26 protein-coding genes are annotated in these 25,571 nt (G+C 70.9%); 7 read left to right on the top strand and 19 right to left on the bottom strand.

Annotated elements, in window-relative coordinates; all coding sequences use genetic code 11:
* Positions 1-5 precede the first annotated feature (5 nt).
* The gene (ctaD, locus tag LL648_RS22640; protein ID WP_232664685.1) at positions 6-1,757 is read right to left on the bottom strand and encodes an aa3-type cytochrome oxidase subunit I; all 1,752 of its coding nucleotides are present in this window, start codon (positions 1,755-1,757) and stop codon (positions 6-8) included.
* A 146-nt stretch (positions 1,758-1,903) separates the two neighbouring features.
* Between ctaD and LL648_RS22635 the strand changes: the two genes are divergently transcribed.
* The 3 genes from LL648_RS22635 to LL648_RS22625 all read left to right on the top strand — a co-directional run bounded on the left by LL648_RS22635 (position 1,904) and on the right by LL648_RS22625 (position 3,718).
* Positions 1,904-2,650 (top strand): ABC transporter permease, encoded by a 747-nt coding sequence (locus LL648_RS22635; RefSeq protein ID WP_232664684.1) that lies wholly within the window; start codon positions 1,904-1,906, stop codon positions 2,648-2,650.
* A gap of 112 nt (positions 2,651-2,762) precedes the next feature.
* The gene (locus LL648_RS22630) at positions 2,763-3,344 is read left to right on the top strand and encodes a hypothetical protein (RefSeq protein WP_232664683.1); all 582 of its coding nucleotides are present in this window, start codon (positions 2,763-2,765) and stop codon (positions 3,342-3,344) included.
* Positions 3,345-3,349: 5 nt separating this feature from the next.
* The gene (locus LL648_RS22625) at positions 3,350-3,718 is read left to right on the top strand and encodes a hypothetical protein (RefSeq protein ID WP_232664682.1); all 369 of its coding nucleotides are present in this window, start codon (positions 3,350-3,352) and stop codon (positions 3,716-3,718) included.
* Between the two features lie 54 nt (positions 3,719-3,772).
* Here the strand turns inward: LL648_RS22625 and LL648_RS22620 are convergent, their stop codons facing one another.
* From LL648_RS22620 to LL648_RS22595, 6 genes are all read right to left on the bottom strand, one after another.
* Positions 3,773-4,057, bottom strand: a complete 285-nt coding sequence (locus LL648_RS22620) for a hypothetical protein (RefSeq protein WP_232664681.1) — start codon at positions 4,055-4,057, stop codon at positions 3,773-3,775.
* Positions 4,058-4,251: 194 nt separating this feature from the next.
* The gene (locus LL648_RS22615) at positions 4,252-4,875 is read right to left on the bottom strand and encodes a hypothetical protein (protein ID WP_232664680.1); all 624 of its coding nucleotides are present in this window, start codon (positions 4,873-4,875) and stop codon (positions 4,252-4,254) included.
* Positions 4,876-4,883: 8 nt separating this feature from the next.
* Positions 4,884-5,381: a hypothetical protein gene (locus LL648_RS22610; protein ID WP_232664679.1), complete on the bottom strand. Its 498-nt coding sequence runs from the start codon at positions 5,379-5,381 to the stop codon at positions 4,884-4,886.
* Between the two features lie 115 nt (positions 5,382-5,496).
* Positions 5,497-6,309, bottom strand: a complete 813-nt coding sequence (locus LL648_RS22605) for a PIG-L family deacetylase (RefSeq protein ID WP_232664678.1) — start codon at positions 6,307-6,309, stop codon at positions 5,497-5,499.
* Between the two features lie 9 nt (positions 6,310-6,318).
* Positions 6,319-6,606, bottom strand: a complete 288-nt coding sequence (locus LL648_RS22600) for a putative quinol monooxygenase (RefSeq protein ID WP_232664677.1) — start codon at positions 6,604-6,606, stop codon at positions 6,319-6,321.
* Positions 6,603-6,962 (bottom strand): MerR family transcriptional regulator, encoded by a 360-nt coding sequence (locus LL648_RS22595; protein WP_232664676.1) that lies wholly within the window; start codon positions 6,960-6,962, stop codon positions 6,603-6,605. The genes LL648_RS22600 and LL648_RS22595 overlap by 4 nt, the downstream gene beginning before the upstream one ends.
* 67 nt (positions 6,963-7,029) lie before the next feature.
* Here LL648_RS22595 and LL648_RS22590 point away from each other — a divergent pair, with 67 nt between their 5' ends.
* Positions 7,030-7,824 (top strand): TIGR03619 family F420-dependent LLM class oxidoreductase, encoded by a 795-nt coding sequence (locus tag LL648_RS22590; RefSeq protein WP_232664675.1) that lies wholly within the window; start codon positions 7,030-7,032, stop codon positions 7,822-7,824.
* Between the two features lie 67 nt (positions 7,825-7,891).
* Here LL648_RS22590 and LL648_RS22585 read toward each other — a convergent pair whose 3' ends face one another.
* Complete coding sequence (locus tag LL648_RS22585; RefSeq protein ID WP_232664674.1) at positions 7,892-8,608, bottom strand: SDR family NAD(P)-dependent oxidoreductase; 717 nt, start codon at positions 8,606-8,608, stop codon at positions 7,892-7,894.
* A gap of 97 nt (positions 8,609-8,705) precedes the next feature.
* On the opposite strand from LL648_RS22585, the gene LL648_RS22580 reads away from it, so the two are divergent.
* Positions 8,706-9,257, top strand: a complete 552-nt coding sequence (locus tag LL648_RS22580) for a TetR/AcrR family transcriptional regulator (protein WP_232664673.1) — start codon at positions 8,706-8,708, stop codon at positions 9,255-9,257.
* 163 nt (positions 9,258-9,420) lie between these two features.
* On the opposite strand, the gene LL648_RS22575 is transcribed toward LL648_RS22580, so the two are convergent.
* From LL648_RS22575 to LL648_RS45325, 3 genes are all read right to left on the bottom strand, one after another.
* Complete coding sequence (locus LL648_RS22575; protein ID WP_232664672.1) at positions 9,421-10,809, bottom strand: multicopper oxidase family protein; 1,389 nt, start codon at positions 10,807-10,809, stop codon at positions 9,421-9,423.
* Positions 10,810-10,842: 33 nt separating this feature from the next.
* Positions 10,843-11,295, bottom strand: coding sequence for a hypothetical protein (locus LL648_RS22570; protein ID WP_232664671.1), 453 nt, complete (start codon positions 11,293-11,295; stop codon positions 10,843-10,845).
* A gap of 258 nt (positions 11,296-11,553) precedes the next feature.
* Positions 11,554-14,169, bottom strand: a complete 2,616-nt coding sequence (locus LL648_RS45325) for a helix-turn-helix transcriptional regulator (protein ID WP_308190377.1) — start codon at positions 14,167-14,169, stop codon at positions 11,554-11,556.
* Between the two features lie 147 nt (positions 14,170-14,316).
* Between LL648_RS45325 and LL648_RS22560 the strand changes: the two genes are divergently transcribed.
* Complete coding sequence (locus tag LL648_RS22560; RefSeq protein ID WP_232664670.1) at positions 14,317-14,559, top strand: hypothetical protein; 243 nt, start codon at positions 14,317-14,319, stop codon at positions 14,557-14,559.
* Between the two features lie 36 nt (positions 14,560-14,595).
* On the opposite strand, the gene LL648_RS22555 is transcribed toward LL648_RS22560, so the two are convergent.
* From LL648_RS22555 to LL648_RS22530, 6 genes are read right to left on the bottom strand one after another with little or no spacing between them, the layout of a single operon-like run.
* Positions 14,596-15,630: an N-acetylglucosamine kinase gene (locus tag LL648_RS22555; RefSeq protein WP_232664669.1), complete on the bottom strand. Its 1,035-nt coding sequence runs from the start codon at positions 15,628-15,630 to the stop codon at positions 14,596-14,598.
* Positions 15,627-16,883, bottom strand: a complete 1,257-nt coding sequence (locus LL648_RS22550; RefSeq protein WP_232664668.1) for a family 4 glycosyl hydrolase — start codon at positions 16,881-16,883, stop codon at positions 15,627-15,629. The genes LL648_RS22555 and LL648_RS22550 overlap by 4 nt, the downstream gene beginning before the upstream one ends.
* Positions 16,880-17,770: a carbohydrate ABC transporter permease gene (locus tag LL648_RS22545; protein WP_232664667.1), complete on the bottom strand. Its 891-nt coding sequence runs from the start codon at positions 17,768-17,770 to the stop codon at positions 16,880-16,882. The genes LL648_RS22550 and LL648_RS22545 overlap by 4 nt, the downstream gene beginning before the upstream one ends.
* Positions 17,767-18,723 (bottom strand): carbohydrate ABC transporter permease, encoded by a 957-nt coding sequence (locus LL648_RS22540; protein ID WP_232664666.1) that lies wholly within the window; start codon positions 18,721-18,723, stop codon positions 17,767-17,769. The genes LL648_RS22545 and LL648_RS22540 overlap by 4 nt, the downstream gene beginning before the upstream one ends.
* The gene (locus LL648_RS22535) at positions 18,723-20,036 is read right to left on the bottom strand and encodes an ABC transporter substrate-binding protein (protein WP_232664665.1); all 1,314 of its coding nucleotides are present in this window, start codon (positions 20,034-20,036) and stop codon (positions 18,723-18,725) included. The genes LL648_RS22540 and LL648_RS22535 overlap by 1 nt, the downstream gene beginning before the upstream one ends.
* Complete coding sequence (locus LL648_RS22530; RefSeq protein ID WP_232664664.1) at positions 20,033-21,262, bottom strand: ROK family transcriptional regulator; 1,230 nt, start codon at positions 21,260-21,262, stop codon at positions 20,033-20,035. The genes LL648_RS22535 and LL648_RS22530 overlap by 4 nt, the downstream gene beginning before the upstream one ends.
* Before the next feature lie 185 nt (positions 21,263-21,447).
* On the opposite strand from LL648_RS22530, the gene LL648_RS22525 reads away from it, so the two are divergent.
* Entirely contained in the window at positions 21,448-22,365 is a 918-nt protein-coding gene (locus LL648_RS22525; protein WP_232664663.1) for a hypothetical protein, read from the top strand.
* A 169-nt stretch (positions 22,366-22,534) separates the two neighbouring features.
* Here LL648_RS22525 and LL648_RS22520 read toward each other — a convergent pair whose 3' ends face one another.
* Together LL648_RS22520 and LL648_RS22515 are read right to left on the bottom strand one after the other, a co-directional pair.
* A complete protein-coding gene (locus LL648_RS22520) occupies positions 22,535-24,367 on the bottom strand; it encodes an AAA family ATPase (RefSeq protein WP_232664662.1) in 1,833 nt (610 codons plus the stop codon).
* Between the two features lie 63 nt (positions 24,368-24,430).
* Positions 24,431-25,552 carry an NDMA-dependent alcohol dehydrogenase gene (locus LL648_RS22515; protein ID WP_232664661.1) on the bottom strand — a complete coding sequence of 374 codons (1,122 nt, stop codon included), beginning with the start codon at positions 25,550-25,552 and terminating at the stop codon, positions 24,431-24,433.
* Positions 25,553-25,571: the final 19 nt, after the last annotated feature.

The following is a 25,571-nucleotide window of genomic DNA, read 5'->3' as shown; positions in this document are numbered from 1 at the left end:
CGCGTTCAGCGTGACTTCGGGTCGTCGTCGGGCTGTGACTCCGCGCCGACCGCCTGCGTCGCGAGCTCGCCGGGATCCGGCAGCCTGCCACCCTCCGACTCGTGCCGGAACCGCTCGACGAGGTGCGGGTAGTGCAGCTCGAACGCCGGACGCTCCGAACGGATCCGGGGCAGCTCGGTGAAGTTGTGCCGCGGCGGCGGGCAGCTCGTCGCCCACTCCAGCGAGTTGCCGAAGCCCCACGGGTCGTCGACCGTGACCACTCGCCCGTACCGGTAGCTCTTGAAGACGTTCCAGATGAACGGCAGCGTCGATGCCCCGAGCACGAACGCGCCGATCGACGAGATCGAGTTGAGGATCGTGAACCCGTCGATGGGCAGGTAGTCGGCGTAGCGCCGCGGGAAGCCCTCGTTGCCGAGCCAGTGCTGCACGAGGAAAGTCAGGTGGAAGCCGATGAACGTCGTCCAGAAGTGGAACTTGCCGAGCGTCTCGTCGAGGAAGCGGCCCGTCATCTTCGGGAACCAGAAGTAGATGCCCGCGTATGTGGCGAACACGATGGTGCCGAAGAGGACGTAGTGGAAGTGGGCCACCACGAAGTACGTGTCGGACACGTGGAAGTCGACCGGCGGCGACGCGAGCAGCACACCGGTGAGGCCGCCGAAGAGGAACGTCGCGAGGAAGCCGACCGCGAAGAGCATCGGCGTCTCGAACGTCAGCTGGCCGCGCCACATCGTGCCGATCCAGTTGACGAACTTGATGCCCGTCGGGATCGCGATCAGGAACGTCGTGAGCGAGAAGAACGCCAGCAGCACCGCGCCGGTCGCGTACATGTGGTGGGCCCACACGGCCACCGAGAGCGCCGCGATGGCGATCGTCGCGTAGATCAGGGTCTTGTAGCCGAACAGCGGCTTGCGGCTGAACACCGGGAAGATCTCCGAGACGATGCCGAAGAACGGCAGCGCGACGATGTAGACCTCGGGGTGGCCGAAGAACCAGAACAGGTGCTGCCACAGGATGACGCCGCCGTTGGCGGGGTCGAACACGTGGGCGCCGAGGTGTCGGTCGGCCAGCAGGCCGAACAGCGCGGCGGTGAGCACCGGGAACGCGATGAGCACGAGGATCGCCGTCACGAAGATGTTCCACGTGAAGATCGGCATCCGGAACATCGTCATGCCGGGGGCGCGCATGCAGACGATCGTGGTGATGAAGTTGACACCACCGAGGATCGTGCCGAGGCCCGAGAGGACCAGACCCATGATCCAGAGGTCGGCGCCCGCGCCCGGTGAGTGCGCGGCGTCGGAGAGCGGGGTGTAGGCGAACCAGCCGAAGTCGGCGGCGCCACCGGGGGTCAGGAAGCCCGAGAGGACCGTCAGCCCGCCGAACAGGAACAGCCAGTACGAGAAGGCGTTCAGCCGTGGGAAGGCGACGTCGGGGGACCCGATCTGCAGCGGCACGATGTAGTTCGCGAAGCCGAAGAGGATCGGCGTCGCGTACAGCAGCAGCATGATCGTGCCGTGCATCGTGAACAGCTGGTTGTACTGCTCGTTGGACAGGAACTGCTGCCCGGGCACCGCGAGCTCGCCGCGCATCAGCAGCGCCATGGCGCCGCCGGCGAGGAAGAAGCCGAACGAGGTGACCAGATAGAGGATCGCGATGTCCTTGGGATCCGTGGTCCGCAGCATCTTCAGCAGCGTGGATCCCTTGACCGCCCGGCGCGCCGGGTACGGCGACTCGATCGGCTTGGGGGCGACGGCTGTCACTGTCCTACTCCTGCACTGGGCCCTGGAAGAACCCTGCCCGGGGTCTGAAGGTGGCTCGCAGGGGATCGTAGCTCTACTCGTCGTCGAAGGCGCCCCTGGGTTGTGCTGAGGGGGCCCATCGGGCGACGTCGACGGGAGGACGCGGCGTGGGATCGACAACCGTTGTCATCGGGCCTGCGCTCGGCATCGCCGCCGGGGCTGCTGTGCTGCTCACGGCGCTGGTCGCGTGGCGGGCGCGGCTCGGGGTGTCGCGGGCGGTCGTCGTCGCGGCGGTGCGGGCGACGCTGCAGCTGGGCGCGGTCTCGTTGCTGATCGGTGCGATCGTCGGCTCGGTGCTGGCGAGCGCTGCGTTCGTCGCGCTCATGGTCGTCGTGGCGGCCCGGACGGGCGGCAAGCGGATGACCGACGACCGCACGGGGTGGTGGGCGGCGCTGCCGGTCGCGCTGGCGCCGCTGCCGGTCGTGGCCGCGCTCGTCGTGGGTGGGGTGGTGCCGCCGACCGGGATCGCGGTGATCCCGATGGCCGGGATCCTCGTCGGTGGGACGATGACCGCCACTGCCCTCGCCGGCCGCCGTGCGCTCGACGAGCTGCGCACCCGTCGCGGCGAGGTCGAGGCCGCGCTCTCGCTCGGCTTCCTCCCCCGCGACGCCGCAATGGAGATCGCCCGCCCGACCGCGGCGCAGGCGCTGGTACCGGCGCTCGACCAGACCCGCACCGTCGGCCTCGTCACGCTCCCGGGCGCGTTCGTCGGGATGCTGCTGGGCGGCGCGACCCCCGTGCAGGCCGGCGCGGTGCAGCTGCTGGTGCTGATCATGTTGCTGGCGGTGGAGACGGTCGCGGTGGCCGTGACGGTGGAGATGGTGTGCCGGGGGTGGATCAGGCGGGCGGGCTGAGCGGCGGCGCGAACGGCACTTTCGGGCCAACCTATCGTTCGAAAGTGCCGTTCGCGCACCCGATCTCTCCAAAGTGGCCTCGCCGCGGCGGCCGGGTAGGCAGCATTCGTTCGTGCCTCGACGCAACAACGGGCTCCGGCCGGACGAGCTGGTCGCGCTGTGCGGCGCCGATGTCGTGACGATCGACGAGCTGGAACGCAGCGGCGTCTCGCGCACGACCACACGGCACCGCTGCCGGCCCGGCGGGCCGTGGCGGACGCTGCTGCCGGGCATCGTCCTGCTGAGCAACGCCGCGCCGACCAGGACGCACCGGCGCAACGCCGCCCTCCTGCACGGCGGCACCGGGACGGTCCTCACCGGGCTCGACGCGCTCGACCTGCACGGGATGCGCCGGATGCCGGCCCCCTCCGGCCCGGTCCACGTGCTGATCCCCGCCCAGCGACGGCGAGTGGGAGCCGGCTACGTCCTGGCCGAGCGCACCGACAGGCTCCCAGCCGCCGCGGCGGCGGGGAGAATGGCGATCGCACCGATTCAGCGGGCCGCGCTCGATTCGCCCGGCGCACCTCCGACCGCGCGGTCGTTCGGGCGACGCTCGCCGAGGTCGTGCAGCGCGGCCGCTGCACCCCCGCCGACCTCGCATCAGAGCTCGCGGCCGGCAGCAGCCGAGGCAGCGCGTTACCGCGCGAGGTCCTGAGCGAGGTGAGCGCGGGAGTCCGTTCCGTCGCGGAGGCCACCGCCCGGGAACTGGTGCTGACCTGCGGACTCCCGCCACCGATGTGGAACGTGAAGCTGCACGACAGCGGCGGGCGCTTCATCGCGATGCCCGACGCGTGGTTCGACGAGGTCGGGCTGGCGTGGGAGATCGACTCGCTGGAGTGGCACCTCAGCCCTGCCGACTACGAACGCACCCTCGACAGGCGAGCCACGATGATGGCCGAGAACATCACGGTGCTGCACACCCAACCCGGCAAACTCCGCCGAAACCCGGATGAGGTCCGCACCCAGCTGCGCCGCACCCACGAACACGCCGCCCGTCGCCCCAGACCCGATGTCACCGCCACACCATGAGCGCGAACGGCACCTTCGGGCCAACCTATCGTTCGAAAGTGCCGTTCGCGCTGCTCAGGTGGGGGGCCAGTACGGCTCGTCGACGCCTTCGACGAGGCAGTTCGCCCGGTTCCAGCAAACGAGGTGGAACTGGATGCCCGGGCGGTCCGCCGCACCGAGCAGGATCGACGGCGGAACGCGCAGGAGCGGCGCGCGGACGAGGTCCTCCTCGTCGAGGGTGAGCTCAGCGCCCGCGGCACTCCGGGCATGGTGCTCGATGTCCGGCCGGAGCACGCGCACGCACTCGAAGCAGCGCTCCTCGAAGTCCGTGCGGGTCCGCACCTGGTCCGGATCGTCCATGGCCAGCAGAACATCGTGAAACGCAGAGAGGGTCGTCGACAGCGGATGGTCCATGTACCACTGCCGCCCGCACAAGTTGATGAATCGCATGAGCGCTCGGCGCGAGCGGTACTCGGGCTGTGCACGCTCTCGCCGGTCCTGCTCGTCGACCAGTTCGAGAAATCGCTGGTAGACGCCAGCTGGACGCAGACGCATCAGCCCACGGCGATGAGGTAGTCCCGCAGGAGCTCGGTGATCTCCACACCGATCCGGTTGCGCTCATCCAATACGTCCTCGTAGCGCTCGACCAGGACTGTCAGCGGCTCGATGATGCCGAACGGGTCGTCGGGCTTGTAGACGCTGAGCGTCAACACCCGCCTGGCCGCGCGATACGGACGGATGATGTCCTCCGCGAGAGCGTTGGCAGCGACCCAAGCGACCATGTCGAAGTGGATCCGTGCGTGGAACTCTCCGAGCAGCGCTTCGGGAACGATCCGCACGAGCGGTTCTCGCGCGTCGAGCGCCTCGTCGAGCGTCAGCTCTTCCACGCGGGCGGCCGCGCTGAACACGTGCGGATGCAGCAACTTCACGCATCGCAAGGCTCGTGATTCGAAGGCGCTGGCGCTCTTCGACTGCGATGGGTCGTCCATTGCGGTAACAACCTCGCGGTACGTCATCAGCGGGGTGTACGCGTCGCAGTCGTAGTACGCCAGCATTCCGCACTGCTGGAAGAAAGTTGCCATACCTGCGCGGAGCGCCTGGTCCGGCCGGGATGCATCCCATTGGCGGTCGATCTCCTGTAGATCCCGAATGCGCTCTAGGACTCCCACTGGACGCATGACCGGCATCATAGACTGTTGGCACACGCAGACCACTGGTCATCTCGACCGACGGTATAGATCGTGACGACGTCCCCGGTGAGATCGTTGATCACTGCGATCGCCAGGCCGCTCGTCCCGTTGAACTGCTTGTGCAGAGCAGTGTAGTCAGGATTGGAGGCCGGCCGAGGAAAGCCGTAGCTGATCACCTCGTCGGCGCACCGCATGAAGTCGACCAGGTGGACGTAAGGGTTGTGGGCATTCCTGTCTGCATTGTCGAGCATCATGTGCTTGAGCGACCAGCAGCGCCATCTCCTGATCTCACCGGTGCGGATCTTGACCCATCCCATCAGGACCTCGTCCAGCCCCACCTGTCCAGCCATGCACGCATCCATCCTGGCCTCCAGCGCGACAGGCTCGAGCTGGAACGGCGGCAGCGGATCCGCATCAGCCGGCCGAGCACAACTGAGTGACAAAGAAAGCACTGAGAGCACAGCAAGACAGCCCTGAAGAACCCGACGACGCATGATGCCCACCAACCCGGAAGAGGAGTTGCGCGAGCACCAAAGTTAAGTGCGACCAGTCAGGTCAGCGTCGGAACGACCGAAGCTATTTGCGACTGTTAACGGTAAGCGCGTGCATTCACCGCATCGGCGAGAAGAGGTCTTCGAACAACCCGCTCCCGGACGCCACGCTCGGGACGTTGTCGACGATGTAGAACTCGACACCCATCCCCATCCCGAACACCCCATCGGGCATCGAGAGCAGGAAGTGGTCGGGCGCGATCTGGCTCTTGTGGGCCCGCATGGAGGCGCGTTTGGTCTCGGCGAAGTCGACGACGTCGACGCGGTGGGTGATCTCAGCTTCCGGCTTGCCGAAGTTCGGGGCGGTGGCGGCGGTCGGGATCTCCCAGCCCTCGGGGAGCTGGCCGGCCTCGGCCATCCCGCGCATGCCGCGCAGCATCCAGTCGCGGTTGGTAGTGGCCTGCGCGACGACGGGCACGGCGGCGAGGTCGCCCGCGCGCTTCCCCACCCGGTGCACCTGGATGTGGTCGGGGTGGCCGTAGCCGCCGTTGTCGTCGTAGGTCGTCAGGACGTCGGGCTCTTCCTCTTCGAGGATCAGTGCGAGCCGCCGCGCCGCGTGCTCGACCGACGCCTGCCAGAAGCAGAACGGGGCGTCGTTGCTGGGCTCGCCCATCATCCCGGAGTCGGTGTAGCCGAGGAACTCGACGCGCTTCGCCCCGATCACGGCCGCGGAGTCGTAGCACTCCATCGAGCGCCGGACGGCGAGCTGCTCACCCTCGGCGAGCACGCCGGGGACGGGTTCGCCCAGCTCACCGCGGGTGGCGAAGACGAGCACGACGCGGTGTCCCGCGGCCGCCGCCTTCGCGAGGGTGCCGGAAGAGGCGATCGACTCGTCGTCGGGATGCGCATGGAAGCTGACGATTGTGCCCACGACAAGACACTACGTGAGCGACCGCGACCCGCTGACGTCGTACTCGACGACCGACGCGGAGCGGATCTCCGCCATCAGCTCGCCGCTCGGGCCGGCGCCACGGAACGCGGCGAGCGTCTCCGCCGACTCCCAACGCTCGAAGACGTTCACCCTGCCGGGGTCGACGGCGTCGGCGCTGACGGGGAAGTCGAGGCATCCCGGCGCGCGGCGGGCCTGCTCGACGGCCTCGACGCAGACCGCGACGTAGTCGTCGCGCTTGGCCGGGTCGACCATCAGGTGTCCGGCTACGAGGATCACGCGCCGAGACTACCGGCACCGAGGTAGGCCTTGAGCGCGCTGCGGGAGCAGTTGAGGCTCGCGATCCGCGCCTCCACCTCGGCGATCTTCTTGCTCAACGCGCCGACGACCTCCGGGCAGAGGTCCATTATGGGCTGCTCGTCGCCGGAGCTGCACGGCAGGACGGTGCGGATCTCGTCGGTCGTCAGACCCATTTCGAGCAGGGCTCTCACCCGCACGACGGTCGGCACGGCGTCCGCGGGGAAGTGCCGGTAGCCGTTGGTGCCGCGTTCGGCGGTGATCAGGCCTTGCTGCTCGTAGTAGCGCAGCATCCGGTGACTGACCCCGGTTGTTGCCGACAGTTCCCCGATGAGCACGCGCGCCCCCTTGACCATGACACTGGTGTCAGGGGTCAACCTCTACCCATGACAGAACATTTCGCCGGTGCCCGCTGACATGGACCTCCAGATCGTCCTGCCCGACGAGTCGACCGACATGCCCGCCGAGACGCCGGCCGAGCTCGGCGTCGAGGCCGAGCGGCTCGGCTTCCACGCGGTGTGGCTCCCCGACCACCTGCTGCCGCCCGCCGAGTACGGCAGTACCTATGGCGGCGTCTACGAGCCGTTCATCACCCTCGCGCACCTCGCCGCGCGGACGTCGCGGATCCGGCTGGGCACGTCCGTCGTGATCCTGCCCCTGCGCAACCCGGTGCTGGTGGCGAAGCAGGTGGCGACGCTCGACCGGCTGTCCGGTGGGCGGGTGACGCTCGGGGTCGGGACCGGGTGGGACAGCACCGAGTTCGCATCGCTCGGTGTGGACTTCGCCGCACGAGGACGCCTCACCGACGAGGCGATCGTCCTGATCCGCCAGTTGTTCGCCGGTGAAGAGCCGATCGAGAAGGGCGTCTTCGCGCCACGCCCGCTGGGTGCCGTGCCGATCATGGTCGGTGGGCACTCCGACCGGGCGATGCGCAGGGTGGCCGAGCACGCCGACGAGTGGCAGGGCGTCGACCTCACCCCTGAGCAGTTCGCCGAGCGGGTCGCCGTGATCCGCGGGCTGACCGACCGCCCGGTCCGCGTCGGCATCAGGATCGGGTGGAAGGACGGGCTCGACGCGAAGACGATCGCCACCCAGATCCGCGAGCTCGCCGACGCCGGCGCGGACGCGGTGGCGGTGCACCCCGGCCCGTACCCGACGGCCGCCGCGCGCATGACCGCGCTCGCCGAGGCGACCGCCTGACCGTCGACAACGACGTTTTGGCTGTTGTTAGCGCTCACAAACAGCCAGAACGTCGTTGTCGACGGTTTTACAGCGCCGAGAACGTGGCTTCGGCGCCCTTGCGGTCGGTGAACAGCGCCCACGCCTCATCGGCGATCTCGTCGGGGTTCAGGGTGTGGCCGGCCAGGTTGCCGAAGCGCTCCGGCGCGCCGCTGATCATCGTGTGGATGTCACCGCGCTCGACGACGCCGCCGATCGTGAGGATCCCGGCGTAGACGCCCTTCGGGGCCAGCACCTCGTGCAGCGTGAGGACATACTGGCGCAACGCTGCGGACGGCAGCACGAGCTGCCCGAGCATCGGCATCGGGATCTGCCCGCTGATCCCGCCCCCGAACAGCAGCGCGCCTGCGCCGCGTTCGAGCATGCGGGGCAGCACCACCGACACGGTGTCGACCGCCGGGTAGACGATGTCCATCGCCACCCGCACGTCGTCGACGGTGATGGTGGTGAGGTCCTTCGGGAACCCGCCGGTGCCGGCCGGGCCGAAGTAGACGACGTCGATCCCGCCGAACCGGTCGTCGATCGCGTCCAGCGCCGAGCGCAGCTGCGCGGGGTCGTTCACGTCGGCGACGAATGCCGCCGCCTCGATCCCGTTGGCGGCGAGTTCGCCCACGTAACCGGCGTGCCGGTCGGCGCTGCGGGACACGACCGCGACCGCGTACCCCTCCTTGCCGAAGCGCTGCGCGATGGACATCCCGAGGCCGGGGCCGACACCCAGCACCACGGCCGTCTTGCGATCGGACACGTTCACTCCTCGAACTCGAATAAGTTGAGGTCATCCTCAACTTCGTCTGACGCTAGCACGAAGTTGAGGCGACCCTCAAGATACGTAGAATGGACGTGTGGCCCGCCCGCTCCGCGCCGACGCAGCGCGCAACCGCGACAAGCTCCTCGTCGCGGCCGCCGACGCGTTCGCCGAGCACGGACTCGACACGCCGCTGGAGGACATCGCGCGCAGGGCAGGCGTGAGCATCGGAACGCTCTACAACCACTTCCCGCAGCGCGCGGCCCTGATCGGGGCGATATTCCCCGACCGGCTCTCCCCGCTCGGCCCGATCGCCGAGGCCGCGCTCGCCGACGCCGACCCGTGGCGGGGCTTCGTGTCCTTCGTCGAGGGGCTCTTCGCGCTGCAGGCCAACGACCGCACCCTGAACGACGCGGTGGCCCGCAAGCCGCCAGGCACGATCGACCCCGCCGCGGAGTGCATGGGGTTCGACCACGTCGAGACGATCATCGAGCGGGCGAAGACGGCCGGTGCGCTGCGCGCCGACTTCGCCCCGTCCGACCTGACAGCGCTGGTGTGGGCGGTGTCCCGGGTGATCCAGGAGTCGGACGACCCACAGGGTTGGCGCCGCTTCGTCGGCATCCACCTCGACGGGCTGCGGGCCCGCTGACGGGGCGTTGCGTGCATGTACCGAGGTACGCGAACGGGGCCGCGGAGGGGGCCGCGGAGGGCGCCGGGAAAGCCACTTTCCCGGCCTGTGGCGCTGGGAAAGTGGCTTTCCCGGCAACGTATGCGCCCCTCACCCGGGATCCGTGCGCGCACCTCGCCAGGACCTACTCCGGCGTGTTGCCCGCCTCGTGCCCGACCCGGTACGGCGTGGTCACGCCCTCGTACATGAGGTGCGCCATCAGGCCTTCCGCCGCGTGCGGCAGGTTGTGGCAGTGGTCGACCCAGATACCCGGGTTGTCGGCGCGGAACGCGACCTCGTACATCTCGCCGTCGGGCACGTCGAGCGAGTCCACCCACCACGGGCTGCCCGTGGCCGCGACGCCGTTGTGCGAGAGCACGACGGCGTGGTGGCCATGCAGGTGCATCGGGTGCACCTCGCCGGACGTGTTCTCGATGCGCATCCGCACGACGTCACCCTCGGCGACCACGAACATCGGCACGTCGGGGAACATCCCGCCGTTGATCGTCCACCACACGCCGGGCCAGCCGTCGACGAAGCCGGGGCGGCGCCCGATCACGTAGTCGAACCGGCGGTTCGCCGCGGCCGGGTCGAAGCCGATGTCGGCGGGTGTGCCGTAGCTCAACGGGTCGAGCGTGCGCGCCGGCCTGGACGTGCGCGCCGACGCAGCGCCGAGCACGAGCGCCGCGGATCCGCCCATCTCGACCCGCGCGCCGCCGGGCGGGACCACGAGCTCGAGGTCGGCCCGCGCACCGGCGGTCACCAGCACCGCGACGTCCCGGACCGGTGTCGGCCCCTGTACCTCTGTGCCGTCGATCGCGACGAGCCGGAACTCCGACCCGCTCACCCAGACCGGCATCGGCCCCTCGTCGGTGTTCACGACCCGCACCCGCACCCGCTCCCCCGGCCCGACAGCGGCGGGCGAGTCACCGGCCCGCCCGTTGACGGTGCGGGTGCCGTCGTAGATGTGCACGAGCGCGGTCACGTCCGTCGCGCCGACGCCGCCGGGCGGGGTGATGACGATGGCGCCGAGCAGCCCGTTGCGCACCTGCTCGTGCGAGAGCTGGTGGGAGTGGTACCAGAACGTGCCGACCTGCCTGGCCAGGAACCGGTACGTGAAGCTGCCACCGACCGGCACGGCGTCCTGGGTGACGCCGGCGACCCCGTCGGCGGAGTTGGGCACGTCGACGCCGTGCCAGTGCAGTGTCGCGCCGTCCGGCACCGACTCGTTGACCAGCCGCACCTCCACCAGCTGCCCCTGCTCCACCCGGATCTCCGGGCCGGGTGAGGTGCCGTTGAGGGTGTAGCGGTCGCCGTCCTTGCGTGCCGCGAGCTCGACGTGCACGACGGGGTCGGTCGCGGTCTCGACGATCGTGTCGACTCCGCGTCCGACCCCGTCCTCATGCCGGTGGTGCCCCAGCGCAGCCCCACCGGTGTCCACGACACCCATGTCCATCACGGAGTAGGAGCCGGGCAGCAGGCTCGCCTGTTGCAGCCAGGCGAGCGGTGCCAGAACGACGAGGGTCGCGCCCACCGCGATGACAAAACGCGGGCGGACGCGCACGGGTCAGGCGACCGCGTCCGCGCGGGCGGCGGGCCCGACAGGTGCCCCGCTGGCCGCGCGGGCGGCGATCAGCGCGACGACCAGGATGGCCAACGCGACGATGCCGTGCAGCAGCGCGAGCACCGGGACGTGCGCGATGCCGAGCGCCACCTGCACGGCGATCAGCCCGACCAGCACCCCGGCCCACATCACGCCGCGCGGCACCTGCGCGAAGAAGGCGACCACCAGCAGTGCGAGCGCGACCGCCGGGATCAGGTAGGTGCCACTCATGCCGTGGATGATGATGCCGATGAGTCCGGGGAAGAACGTGCTCTCGCTCTCCATCGTCGCGGCGTCGAGCACGCCACCGCCCATGATCCATTCGCCGAGACCCGCGATGAAGTAAGCGATGGCCGCGGCCTGCACGACCACGAGGAACACGATCAGGTACGCAAGCACGCGATAGGTCGTTCTCATGCGATCTCCAGTGCCGTGGTGGTGGGGGTCAGGATCAGGCTGTTGTAGATCCCCGGCATAGGTAGTCGGGTACTCGACTTCACAACTTCACCCGGTGGGGGGTCCTGAATGACTCCGGCCGTAGCGAGCGGCGTCCAGGTGGTGTCATCGCAAGGCGGACGGTCGGGCCGATGCCGCTGTTGCATCGGTCCGGCCGTCCAACGCAGCGAGGGCGCCGCCTGGGCGTCGCGCAGTAGGCCCGAGTCATTCAGGGCGCCCCTAGGCGACCGAGACGAGTGACGCCAGGGCTGCGCGGTCGGTCACGTCGAGCTTCGTGCAGGCGCGGTAGATGTGGCCCTCCACCGTCCGCACGGAGACGAACAGCCGCTCGGCTATGGCCTGGTTGGACAGTCCACGTGCGATCAGCGAGGCGATCTCGCGCTCCCTCGTGGTGATCGGCAGCGGGCGGGCAATCGCACGCAGCGCGGGTGTCCGGGCGCCGGGGCAGCGCTCCGCGAGGCAGTTGGCCCGGGCCGCGACCGACGCCGACGCGCCACGCCTGCCGGCCCGGCCGTAGGCCAGTGCGGCCTGCGCGGTGGCGTCGGCGGCGAGCAGGACCGCGCCGATGTCGAGCAGCTCGCCCGCCGCGGCGTCGAGGCCGGCCGCATCGCCGGCGGCCAGCGCGGCGGCGTGGTGGGCGGCGGCGAGGGCGCGCGGGGTGCCGATGCGACCGGCCAGCTCGGCGAGCCGCGGCGCGACGGTGCGGTCGCCGAAGCAGACCGCGGTGTGCAGCGCCACCACCTCTGTTGCGGCCCGCTCACCGTCGGCGGCGAGCGCGGCCGCGTCGTGGGCGGCGGCGACGGCCTCGGTGAGCGCCCCCTCCGCCGCGGCCACCCAGGCCTCGGCCAGCCGCAGCTCCGACTCGACCATCGCGACGGTCGGGCGGAACCGCGTGCGCGCTGCCTGCGCCGCGATGCCGGCGCCGGTCGCGTCGCCCGCCATGCCCAGCGCGGTGGCCAGCGCGAGGTGGCAGAAGAACGTCCAGTCGGCCGGGTCGCTGCCGTCGAGGCACGCGACGGTCTCCCGCATCGTGGCCGGCACGGCGTCGATCCGGCCCTGGTCGAGCTGCACGCCCGCCCGGTAGACGAGCGCCTTGCACCGCATCAGCGGGCTCTCCCCCGCGTCGGCGACGTACCGGTCGGCGACGGCGGCGGCCTCGTCGAGGCGCCCGGCGAGCCGCAGCGCGAGCAGGTGCCCCCACCAGATCCCGGCGCGCAGGACGGCCGTCTCGGGGAGGCTGCCGGACGCGTCGAGCGCGGGCCCGACGGCCGCGACGGCGTCGTCGGGCCGGCCGAGCATCGCGGAGGCGACGGTGAGCGCGTTGCCGGCGAACGTCGCGGCGCGCGGGGTCACGGCCGGGGCCTCCAGCACCGCGCGGGCCTCGCGTGCGGCGTCGGCGGTCCGGCCGTCGTGCATGGCGAGGACCGCCAGCACGGCACGCAGCTCGTCGCGCAGCGGCTCGCCGACCGCCTTGCGCAGCCCGGCCTCCAACGTCGTGACTGCGGCCGGTCCGTCGCCGAGGCCCCACCACTGCAGGCTGGCCTGCGCGATCGTGGCGCGGACGTGCTGTTCGGGGGTGCTGGCCAGCGCGGTCGCCGCCGCCAGCCGCTCGGCGGAGGCGCCCGCCCTGCCCTGCCACCCGTGCGCGTAGCCGAGCATCAGCTCCGACTCGAAGCACGTGCCCGCGGTGCTGGCGGCCCGGGAGAGCCGCTCGGCCAGCGGGATCGCGCCGAGCCGGTTCGCCTCGACGGCGGCGTCGGCGAGCAGCCGGGCGTCGGCGGGGCGGTCGCTGCCCAGCATGAGGTCGGCGAGCCGCAGCAGGTCGCCGGTGCGACGGCAGCCGGTGGCGGCCAGCGCGCCGGCCAGCTGCCCGCGCAGCCTGCGGGCGCGCAACGTCGAGAGCGCTTCGCGGACCGCCTCACCGTGCAGCGGGTGCGCGATCCGCACCTCGGTGCGGGCGCCCTCGACGGTGACACTGACGAGCTTGCGGCGCTCGGCCTCGTCCAACGCCTCGGGGTCGACGAGCCCGGTGAGCAGCCGGACCCCGATCGGCTCGCCCAGCGACACCAGCTCGACGGCATGGCGCACGGCCTCCGGGAGCTGCCCGATGCTGGCGTCGACGAGCTCGCGCAGCGGCGGCGGCAGGGCGAGGTCACCACGCCACTGCCATACCCCGATCGTCCGGCGCAACCGTCCGGCGTCGAGCTCACCTTCGACGAGGTGGCGCAGGTAGAGGGCGTTGCCGGCGGTGACGTCCCAGAGCCGCTGCACGGTGCTGGCCTCGACCGGCCCGCCGAGCACCTCGGCGAGCAGCGCGCCGGTGTCCTCGGTCGAGAGCGCCTGCAGGTCGAGCCGGAGCAGGTGGCCGTCCTTCCACAGCGCGGTGACGGCGTCGGGGGCTCGCTCGCCGCTGCGCAGCGTCACCACGGTCGGGACACCGCGTTCGGCGGCGAGGTGGTGGACGAGCGCGGCCGAGGTGTCGTCGAGGAAGTGCGCGTCGTCCACCCCGATCACGAGGCCGGGCGCCTCGGCGAGCAGGTCGTCGGCCGCGCGGGCGATCATGCCGGGGCCGGCGACGACGGCGGAGCGCAGCAGGTGCGCGAAGCAGCCGAGCGGGACGGCCCGCGCCGAGTCCGTCGCGACCACCCAGCGCGTCGTCGTCCTGCCGGCGGCGGCCAGCACCTCGCGGGCGAGGCGCGTCTTCCCGACGCCCGCGGCGCCGGCCAGCACAACACCGTGGGGCGTGCCGCGTCCGCGCAGCCCGTGCACGACGAACCCCAGTTCGGCATCCCTGCCGACCAGCGGCCACGTGCGTCCGAGCCCGAATCCGGTCACCCGTCGAGCATCGGCCTGCTTGCTCCGCGAAGCATCAAGGCCAGCACCTACCTTCTGGGAAGGCAGCCCCACGGCCTGAGTGGGTCAGCACACTTCGAGTAGTGCGGTACGCGCGACCCGCCCGCCACGGCATCGCACGATCTGCCGATGGGCGACGTCACGCACTTCGGCGACCGAGCGGTGTTGGCCGCGGCGCTCTCCCGGCTGCCGCCGACCTACTCGCTCGCGCTGCGCCTGCGGGACGCCGGCCTCGACCGGATGCTCATCGCCGAGTGCCTCCACCTCGAGCCCGAAGCGGTCGACCCGCTGCTCACGGTGGCCGAGATGAAGCTCGCCGTCCTCATGGACCCCGAACCTCCCCACCGTTTACGGCACTTGCGCGCCGAATAGGCGCGCAAGTGCACAAAACGGTGGGGGAGTTCGGGGTCAGACCGTGTCGTGGACGGCGGCCCGCAGCTTCGCGTGGACGTCGGCCGGCGCGGCCAGCGCGTCGAGCACGGAGAGGACGGCACCGACCACCGGCGGTTCGTCGACCAGCCGGGGACGCACCAGCGGCGCCACCGCCTGCAGGCCCGCGACCACCCGCGCCGAGAGCAACGGCCAACCCGCGCGCAGGAGACCACCGCCCAAAACGACCGGGACGTCCGTGCCCTCCAGCTCCAGCCGGGTGATCGCCACCCGGGCCATGGCGACGATCTCGTCGGCGAGCAGGTCGACCACCCCGAGTGCAACCGCGTCGCCCCGGGCCGCGACGGCGAACAGGACGGGGCACAGCTCCCCGACCCGGTCCGGTTCGATCCCGCCGAGGTGCAGCGCGATGCTTACGTCCTCGACGGTGCGCATGCCGAAGTGCGCCGCGACGGCCTGCGCGAGGCCGGTGGGCGCCGCCCGCCCGTCCTCGCCGCGCGCCGCGTGCCACAGCGCGAGCGACGCGATGTGGTCGCCGCCGCCCCAGTCGCCCGAGATGTGCCCGAGCGAGGGGAACCGCGCCGAGCGCCCGTCGGACGTCCGCCCGACGCAGTTGATCCCCGCGCCGCACACGACGGCGACCGCGCCCGCGACCCCGTCGCCATCGTCGGCAGGGTCGTCGGCGTCCGCGTCGAGACCGGCCCGCATCAGCGCGAACGTGTCGTTGTCGACGACCAGCTCACGCGCCCAGCCGAGCGCGCCGAGCGCGGTGGTGAGCGACTCGACCTCGATCGGGAGGTCGGCGCCGGCCAGGAACACCTCCGCCCGGTCCACCGGCAGCGGTACCTCGCCGACCGCCTTGCGGACCAGTTCATCGAGCAGCTCGGCCGATCCGGCGACCGTCAGGTCGTGCGGTGAGCTGCCGGGACCGCGCGCGTACCCGAGCACCGTGCCGGCCGTGTCGGCCAGCACGACGTCGGTCTTGGAGTTGCCCCCGTCGATCGCCAGGAACACCTCGGGCCGTGCCGACCGCCCGCTCGCGAGCTCGCTCACCGGGCCCACGGCAGGTGGTCGACGTTCGCCGCGATCAGCAGGTCGGTCAGCCGGTCGGCCTGCTTGTGCTGGCCGATGAGCGGGTGCGCCAGCAGCGCCCGGTACACGCGCTCGCGCCCACCGTGGATCGCCGCCTCCAGCGCCAGCTCCTCGTACGCAGAGACGTGCGCGACCAGCCCGCGCTGCTCCGGCGTGAGCGGCGCGGTCGCGCGCGGAACGGCACCGTCGACATCCACTGAACATGTCGTCTCGATCACGGTCTCGGCGGAGAGGAACGGCAGCGTCCCGTTGTTGCGGACGTTCGCGGAGTGCAGGCCGGGCGCGCCGCTGAGCGACGCGATCAGCCCGACGGCCGCCTCCGCGTAGAACGCCCCGCCGCGCTGCGTGAGCAGCTCCGGCTTGGTGTCGAGCGCGGGGTCTGCGTAGAGCTTGAGCAGCTCGGTCTCGATGTCGGCGACCTTCTGACCGCGGATGTCGCCGGCCAGCTGCTCCTCCAGCACGAGGTCGTGGCTGTAGAAGTAGCGCAGGTAGTACGACGGGACGGTGCCCGACATCGCGAGCACGGCGGGCGGGAGGTTCACCTCACCGGCGATCTCCGCCAGCCGCGAGTCGAGCAGCTCCGGGAGCCGGTCGACGCCGTCGACCACCACCGCACGCTCCCACGTGAGGTGGTTGAGGCCCACGTGGTCGAGCTCCACCCGCTCGGGCTCGACGTCGAGCATCGCGGCGAACCGGCGGGCCAGGTGGATCGCGACGTTGCAGAGCCCGACCGCGCGGTGCCCGTCGTCGAGCAGCGCCCTGGTGACGATGCCGACCGGGTTGGTGAAGTCGACGATCCACGCGTTCGGGGCCGCGACCTTCGCCGCGACCCTGGCCAACTCGCGCACCACCGGCACCGTGCGCAGCGCCTTCGCCAGCCCGCCCGCACCGGTGGTCTCCTGCCCGATGCAGCCGCACGGGAGCGGGATCGTCTCGTCGGAGATGCGGGCCTCCTGGCCCCCGACGCGCAGCTGGATCACCACGATCGACGCGTCGGACGCGCCTTCCTCGACGTCGGCCGTCCAGCTCACCTTCACCGGGTAACCGTGCCGAGCGAAGATCCGCTCGGTGAGCGGGCCGATGAGCGAGAGCCGCTCCGCTGCGGGATCGACGAGCGCGATCTCCTCGATCCCCAGCTGGCCCGCCAACCGGGCGAACCCGTCGACCAGCTCCGGCGTGTACGTCGACCCTCCGCCGACGACCGCGACCTTCACCCTTTCACCCCTGTCATCGTGACACCTTGGACGAACGCCTTTTGGGCGAGGAAGAACACGACGAGCACTGGCAGGAGCACCAGCAGCGTCGCCGCCATCACGAGGTTCCACTCCACCTGGTGCAGGTTGCGGAACGTCGCCAACCCGATCGAGAGGGTCCAGTTGTCCCGCTCGTGGTTGGTGTAGAGCAGTGGCCCGTAGTAGTCGTTCCAGCAGTAGAAGAACTGGAACATCGCCGCGGCCGCGACGGCGGGTTTCGCCATCGGCAGGATCACGCGCAGCATCACCTGCCACTCGCTGCAGCCGTCGACCCGCGCGGCGTCGGTGTACTCCGTCGGGATCGTGACCAGGAACTGGCGCAGCAGGAAGATCGAGAACGCGTCGCCGAGCAGCATCGGGATGATCAGCGGCCACAGCGTCCCGGTCAGGTCGGCGTTGGCCCACAGCAGGAACACCGGCACGACGGTGACCTGCGGCGGCAGCATCATCACGCACAGCACCGCGACGAGGCTGATCCCCCGGCCCCGCCATTGCAGCCTGGCCAGCGCGTACGCCGCCGGGATGCTGGAGAGCAGCATGAACAACGTGCCGAGCACCGAGTAGAACAGCGTGTTCACCAGGTACCGGAAGAGCGGCGCCTTCTGGAACGCCTCGACGAAGTTCTCCGGATGCCACGAGCGCGGCCACAGCTGGCTCGTCAACGCCTGGTCGGAGCTCATGAGCGCGGTCAGCGTCACGAACGCGAACGGGGCGAGGAACATGATCCCGAGAGCGATCAGGATCGAGTGCTTCCCGATCGCGGCCAGCACCCTGTCGGTCTGCAGCGCGGGCCTGCGGGCGACCGGCGCCTGCTTGCCCTGCGGCGGCGCTTCCACCGTCGTGGTCACTGGACGCTCCCCTCAGCGGCGTACGCACGGAACCGGCGCAACAGGATCACGGTGAACAGCAGTGAGAACACGAACAGGACGACCGCGAGCGCGCTCGCGTAGCCCAGTGCGAACTGGCTGAACCCGGTGTCGTAAAGCCACATCGGGTACGTCAGCGTGGAGTCGGCCGGGTAGCCGAACTCCTTCGTCCGCCCCTGCCCCACCGTCGCCTGTCCGGACGCGACAGTCCCCGCCACCGCGGCTTGCGTGAAGTACTGCAAGGTCTGGATCACCCCGACCAGCGCGGTGAACAGCAGCACCGGTGAGATCCCCGGCAGCGTGACGTGCCGGAACCGCTGCAGCGCGTTCGCGCCGTCGAGCTGGGCGGCCTCGTGGCGCTCCTGCGGGACGTCGAGCACCGCGGCCAGCAGGATGATCATCCAGTCGCCCAGCCCCCAGACCGCCAGCAGCACGAGCGACGGCTTGGCCAGGTTGGGGTCGTTGAACCACAGCGGGCCCTCGATCCCGACCCAGCGCAGCACGGTGTTCACCGCGCCGGTGCCCGGGTTGAAGAGGAATACGAACGCCACCGTCGAGGCCACCGGCGGGATCAGCGCCGGGAGGTAGAAGACCGCCCGCCAGAACGACGCCGTGCGCTTCAGCTTGGCGAGCAGCAGCGCCACCCCGAGCGACGCCAGCACCTTGACCGGCACCATCACCACGACCAGCCACAGCGTGTTGTACGCAGCGGCGTGCAGCCGGACGTCGACGAAGAGGTACTCGTAGTTCCCGAGCCCGAACCACTTCGGGATCGTCAGCATGTCGAACTGGTGGAACGAGAAGTACACCGTCGCGATCAGCGGGTAGACGAAGAAGACCGCGATGCCCAGCCAGGCCGGCCACATGAAACCGGCGGCGGTGCGGAACTGGCGCCAGCCGGTCGACCGCACCGCCACCGAAGACTTGCGGAACATCAGCCGGAAACCTTCAAAGCATCATTGATCTGCTTGTCGAGATCGGTCAGCCCGGCCTGCAGGTCGGGCACCTCGCCACGCAGCCACGCCTGCGTGAACTGGCCGAACTGCTCGACGTACTGGTTGCCGTTGTGCGTCGGCGGGGTCGTAGCGCTCTTCGGGTTCGCGAGCATGTCGAGGAAGACCTGGAAGTTGGCGTCCTTCTCCAGCGCCGGCGACGTCAGGGCGTCCGAGGTCGTCGGGAGGTTCCGCAGCCCGTTCGAGAGCTTCACGAGCGCGTTCGTGTCGGTCGTCAGGTACTTGACCAGCTCCCACGCCGCCTCGGGGTTCTTGGAACCACGGCTGATGCCGATGATGTTGCCCGTGATGTTGCCAGCGCCGTAGTTCGCGACCTTGGAGTCCGGCGTGGGTATCGGCGCGGTGCCGAACTGCAGATCAGGTGCTTCCTTGCGCAGGTAGGCGAGCCGGTACTCGCCGTCGACGTGCAGCGCGATCTTGCCGGCCTGGAAGCCGTTGTCGGCGGCGAACTCCTGGCCGAGTCCGGCGACGAACTTCTGCAGGTTCTCGTGCCCGTACCAGTCGACGAGTTCCTTCTGCCACGTGAGGTACTCCCGCCAGGCCGGATCGGTCCCGATCGCGGACGTGCCGTCCGGCTTGATCCACTTGGCCTCGGCGGCCGGCGCGAACCGCGAAGGCTGGGTCTCGTAGAAGCCCGCGAGCGGCACGAACCCGGCGACCTCGATCTCGCCGTTCGGCTTGCGCTTGGTGAGGTCCTTCGCCAGCTGCGTCAGCTCGCTCCACGTCTTGGGCGGCTGGCGGTCACCGAGGAGCGCCTTGTTGTAGTAGAGCCCGTATGCGTCGGTCAGCGCCGGCATCACACACCGCTTGCCCTCGAACTCGGTGTAGGAGAGCACCGTTGACGAGATCTTGCCGAGATCGATCTTGTCGCGCTGGATGTACGGGTTCAGGTCGCGGAACGCCCCGGTTCGGCAGAAGTTCCCGACGACGAGCGTGTCGTAGGAGAGCCCGACGTCCGGGCCCTGCCCGGCCGAGATCGCCCGACGCATCTGCTCGTCGTCCTGGCCGCCCTTCGCGATGAGCTTGATGTCGGGGTGGCTGTCCTGGAAGTCCTTGAGCACACCGTCGATCACTCCGGCCTCGCGGTCGGTGAAGAAGTGCCAGAACTCGATCTCTCCGCTGGCCTTGGTGCCGGATGCGGCGGGACCGGCGTTGTCGGCGGTGCCGGTGGTGCAGCCGGCAACGGCCAGCGCTGCGGCAGCTGCGACCGCCACGAACGCGAGACGTCGTTTCATGCAGGGCTCCTCTCGGGGGACGTACCTGGCACGTGATCCGCTGCCTCGCTCAGACCGCTCAGCAGCTGCTCTCTCGTTGCGGTCAGCCCGGCGTGCATCGCGCCGAGCAGCACCGCGTCGTCCGTGATCCCGGTCGGGGCGACCTGGGTGCCCAGCGGCGAGACCTCGCCGACGGCCCGCGAGACGGCCGCCGCGAGCACGTCGCCGCCCGCGCTGCCGATCTCCCCCGCCAGCACGACCAGCGGCGGGTCGAGCACCGCGACCACCGCGGCGAGCCCGACGGCGACCCGCTCGGCGAGCTCGTCGAGGAACGCCTCGTGGCCGCCCACGGCCGCGGCGTTGACCGCGGCCCTGACCGCTGCGGCTGCGCTGCCGGCGCGCATGCCGTGCTCCTGCGCGAGCTCCAGCACCGCACGGCCGCAGACGAGCTGCGTGTAGTCGGTGCGGCCGGCCCCGCGCCCCGGAAGACCGACCGGGATGTAGCCGATCTCGCCGGCGCTCCCGCGGGCGCCCTGCAGGAGGGTGCCGCCGAGGTCGGTCGCCAGCCCGAGGCCCTCGTCGCCGAGCCAGAGCAGCGCGAATGCGCTGGCGTCGGCGGCGACGCCGTGGGCACGTTCCGCGATGGCCACCAGGTTGACGTCGTTGGCGACGTCGACCGGCGCGGCCAACCGCTCGCGCAGCCGCCCGACCAGGCCCTGCGCCGACCAGCCCGGCACGTCGACGTAGCGGATCGTGTCGCTCTGCGGGTCGTACGAGCCGGGGACGCCGAGCTGGACGTGGCGCAGCCGGTCGACGGGAATCGCGGCCTCGTCGAGCAGCTCGTCGAGGGCGCCGGTGACCGCCACGACCGGGTCGGTGCTGCCGAACGCGATGCGCGTCTCGGTGCGGGACCGGACCGTGCCGGTGAGGTCGGCGAGCGTGCCGACCAGGTTCGAGCCTGCGCGCCGGCCCAGGTCGCGCACCGAGAACGCGGCGTAGAAGCCGGCGTCCGGGTCGGGCTCGTAGATCTCCGCGTTCGGGCCGGGCTTGCCGGTCATGTGACCGGCGACCTTGGCCAGCCCCGCGTCCTGCAGCCTGCGGATCACCTCGGACGCGGTCGGCTTCGACAGCCCTGTCAGCTCGACGAGCTCGCCCCTCGTCAGGGTGCGGCGCTCGAGCAGCAGCGCGTAGGACGTGCGCTCGTTGATCGCTCGCAGCAGCCGTGAAGAACCGGCAAGGCGCGCCATCGCAGACCCTCTCGAACGATGATTGATAGACAGACTTACTAACTATTGGCGGGGAGAGTACGGGTGAGCCGTCCCCGGGCGCAAGAGCCGAAGTTCCCCACCGTTTTGGGTGGATGCGCGCCCTGCGGGCGCGCAAGTGCACAAAACGGTGGGGAAGTCGGGGGTGGTTTGGGACGCTGGCGCTCATGGTCGACTCGTGGACGTCCGCGGCGGAACGCCGGATCGTCGCCCGGCTGCCCGAGGGTGCCGCGGCGGCGCTCGCGTCCGAGCTGTCACCGTCCGACCTGCAGACCCTCCTGCTCGCGACGGTCCGCGAGCGCGCAGCGCAGGTCGACCCCCGACGGGTGCTGCGACGCTGGCAGGACGACCGGTTCGTCCGGCCGGCGCCCTCCGACGCCCGCGCGGTCGCCCGGGTCGAGAACCGGCTCTGGGAGCTGCTGCCGCCGTCGTTCGACGGACTCGAGCTCTCCCCCGTCGCGCCGCTCGGCACGTGCTCGGCGGTCGCACCCGGCAGCCAGGACCGGATCGTCAGCACCGTTCGCGGCACCGAGGTGCTGAGCGACCCGACGAACGCGCTTGCCGTCGAGGTTGCCGTTCGGCGCCAGGCCGGCGGGCAGCGCGTCGACCTCGCGGCGTCACACCGGGTGTTGCGCGCGCAGCCGTTCGACAGGCCTGGGCTGCTGGCCCACTTCCGGCTGTTCGCGCTGGTCTCCGGCGCGCGGGACACCGGATCGGGACGCACCGAGGCCGAGCTGCTCACCGCGCACCTGGGCTACTGGGCGGCGGTGCTGCGGGAGTTGCTGCCGGGCCGCGAGACCCGCCTGACGACCACCGTGTTCGACGCGCCGGTGCTGCGCGAGCGCCTCGCCGACACCGTCACGCCCGCCGTGCCCGTGCCGCTCGTCGACGACGCCGACCGGACGAAGGGCGCCGGCTACTACACCGGCATGGCGATCGGCATCGAGGCGGCCGACGGCGAGGGCGGCTGGCACGAGCTCGGCGACGGCGGTTTCACCACGTGGACCCAGCAGATGCTCGGCAACGCCAAGGAGCGCTGCCTGACCTCCTGCATCTCCGTCGAACGCCTCGCCGCCCTCGCCTGACCCCGAACTTCCCCACCGTTTTGGGTGGATGCGCGCTCCGCAGGCGCGCAAGTGCCCAAAACGGTGGGGAAGTTCGTGACCGGGCACCCAACTTGCCCACCGTTTTGCCTACTTACACAGGCGGGAGGGTGTGCAGGTTGGCAAAACGGTGGGGACCTTGGACGGGTGGTCAGGCCAGGACGCGGGTGAGGGCGGGGTCGACGTCGGCGAGCCGGCGGACGACCTGGGCCCGGCCGCCGCCGCGGGCGGCGAGCGCCGTCGCCGCCGACTCGGCCTCCTCGCCGCCGAGCGGGACGAGCACGTGCAGCCGATCGATGCCGGCGAGCGCGGCCGCCGGGTCGGCGCCCGCGGTGTGCAGGCAGTCCGAGAGCAGCACGACCAGCCGTTCGTCCGCGACGGCGCCCGCGAGCTGCTTGGCCGATTCGCGCAGGCCTGCGGCGAGGTCGGTGGTGCCGTGCCCACGTAGCGCAATGAGCTCCGAGAGCAGCTGCTCCGGCGGCCGCCGCACCCCTTGCGCCTGCAGCACCCGCACGCCCGCGGCGAAGGCGAGCACCGACGGCTCCAGCCGCGGCGGGCCGTCCTCGTTCGCGATCACGACGCCGGCGGCCGCGACCGCGGCCAGCGCGACCGCGAGCCCTTGCATCGAGCCGGAGATGTCCACGACGAGGCAGACCGCACGCCGGTGCGCCGACCAGGAGCGTGTGACCAGGTCGTCCGGGCCCGGCAGCCGCGCGCCGGTGGGTTGCCAGCCGTCAAGCGTGCGGTCTAGGTCGAGGTCGCCCTCCTGCCTCCGCGACGGTGCGAGCCGCCGGGTGCCGCGCGCCCGCGCCGGTCCGACCCTGCCGAGCTGGATGAACACCCGCCCGGCCAGCCGCCGCGCGGCCGCCCGCAGCTGGACGTCGGTCGCGACGGCCATGTCCGCGAGCATCGCCGTCGCGGCCTCCGGATCCCGCGCGACGGCGGCGTCGAACGCCTCGACATCGAGGTCGCCGACCTCGGGCGACACGTCGTCGAACGCCTTGTGGCGCGCCGCCAGCTGGTCGCGGCTGTGCGTTCGCGCGGAGTGTTCCCGCCCTGGGCGTTTCCGCGGCTGGAAGCCTGCCGATGGGGAGCTCGGCAGGCTATCGGCTTTTCCCTCGGCGTCCTCGGGTTCACCCGGGTCGGCCGGCTCCGCGGGCCACAGCGCATCGAGCAGCTCGTCGATCACCGATTCCGCGGTGCGGTCGACGCCGTCGACGATCCGGATCCGCCCCGAGAGCGCCGCGTAGGCGGCGTCCCGCGCGGTCTCCCGCCCCGGCTCGGCCTCACCACGCAGCTCCGCGAGGCCGTTCAGCACCAGCGAGAGGTCGATCGCCCCACGCACCGACGAGCCCATGCGGACGTCACGGTGCTCACGGGTCGCCCTGGTCAAGGCGACGGACAGCTCGACGAGCCGGCCGGAGAGCCCGCTCACCGACGACGTGATCGCCCGCTCGCCGTCCTCGGACTGGTACCCGAGCACCACCCTGCACATGCGGTCGGCGATCGCCTGGCTCACCCGGGCCGTCCCGACCGCGTCGAACGGGTTCATGGCCGCGATCAGCCGGAACCCCTTGCCCGCCGCGACCGTGCCCAGCCGCGGCACCGCGATCTCGCCCTCGGTGAGCACGGTGATCAGGACGTTGAGCGTCTCCTCCGGCACCCGGTTGAGCTCTTCGAGGTAGAGCAGCCCGCCGTGGCGCATCGCCGTGATCAGCGGCCCGTCGACGAACGCGTCGGGCCGGTAGCCCTCGGCGAGCACCTGCGAGGGGTCGAACTGCCCGACGAGCCGCGCGGGCGTCAGCTCGGCGTTGCCTTCGACGAACACGACGTGCTGGCCGGTCTCGATCGCTATCGAGCGCAGCAGCGTCGACTTGCCGGTCCCGGGCGGGCCCTCGATGACAACGTGGCGCCCGGTGAGCAACGCGACGGTGAGCACCTCGCGCTCACGCCGGAGCCCGACCACCGCAACGGGCGCGGCCATGGGTTCCCTTCGGAATGGGACGAGCGGCACTCCGGGTTCGGAGTGCCGCTCGGCCGGAGTCGATCAGTAGCGGATGACGCCGCGGATGTTCTTGCCGTCGTGCATGTCCTGGTAGCCCTGCTGGATGTCGTCGAGCGCGTACGTCTTGGTCACCAGCTCGTCCAGCTTGAGCACACCCTCGCGGTAGAGCTGCAGCTGGCGCAGGATGTCCCAGTTCGGGTTGGACTGACCGAACATCGCACCCTGCAGCCGCTTCTGGAAGAGCGTCAGCTCGGAGATCGCGATCGGCAGTCCTACGTCGGTGATGTTGCCCAGGCCCGTGACGACGCACGTGCCGGCCTTGCGGATCGCCGAGAACGCCTGCGCGACGTGCTCGGGCTTGGTTACGCCCACGGTGACGATCGCGGAGTCGGCGCCCTGGCCGTTGGTGAACTGCTTGGCCAGCTCGCTCGCCTCGTCCATCGTCTCGACGGCGTGGGTCGCGCCCAGCTCCTGCGCCTTCTCGCGCTTGAAGGCCACCGGGTCGACGGCGATGACGTTCGAGGCACCGGCGTGCGCCGCGCCCTGCACGGCGTTGATGCCGATGCCGCCGATGCCCATGACGATCACGGTGTGGCCGGGCGCCACCTCCGCGGCGTTGACCGCGGACCCCCATCCCGTACCGACGCCGCAGCCGACGAGGCAGGCGACCTCCAGGGGGATGTCGTCGGGCACCTTCACCGCGGACTCGACCGCAACGGTCGTCGTCTCGACGAAGGTCGAGATGCCGCACATCTGCCCGACCGGCGCGCCGCCGTCGGCGAGCTTGAGCCGGAAGTCCGTCGGGTCGGCCCACCGGGAGCCGGCGAGCAGGGTGGCGCCGAGGTCGCAGAGGTTCTGCATGCCCGAGGCGCACCAGCGGCAGTGGCCGCACGACGGGAGGAACGAGAAGACGACGTGGTCGCCTTCCTTGAGGCCCTTCGTGTTGCTGCCGGCCTTGGTGACGATCCCGGCGCCCTCGTGGCCGCCGGCGAAGGGGTAGACGCCGACCGGGAGGTCGCCGGTGGCGACGTGGTCGTCGGAGTGGCACAACCCCGATGCCACGAGCTTGACCTGTACCTCGCCGTCCCGTGGGTCGTCGACCTCCAGGTCGACCACCTCGTACTTGCCAGGTGCTTGCCGGACGATGGCCCCACGAGTCTGCATGAGCTGTTCTCCCTTGAAC

This window comes from Pseudonocardia sp. TRM90224, from assembly GCF_021245725.1.
Classification (GTDB): domain Bacteria; phylum Actinomycetota; class Actinomycetes; order Mycobacteriales; family Pseudonocardiaceae; genus Pseudonocardia.
This window is presented reverse-complemented; position numbering and strand designations above follow the sequence as displayed.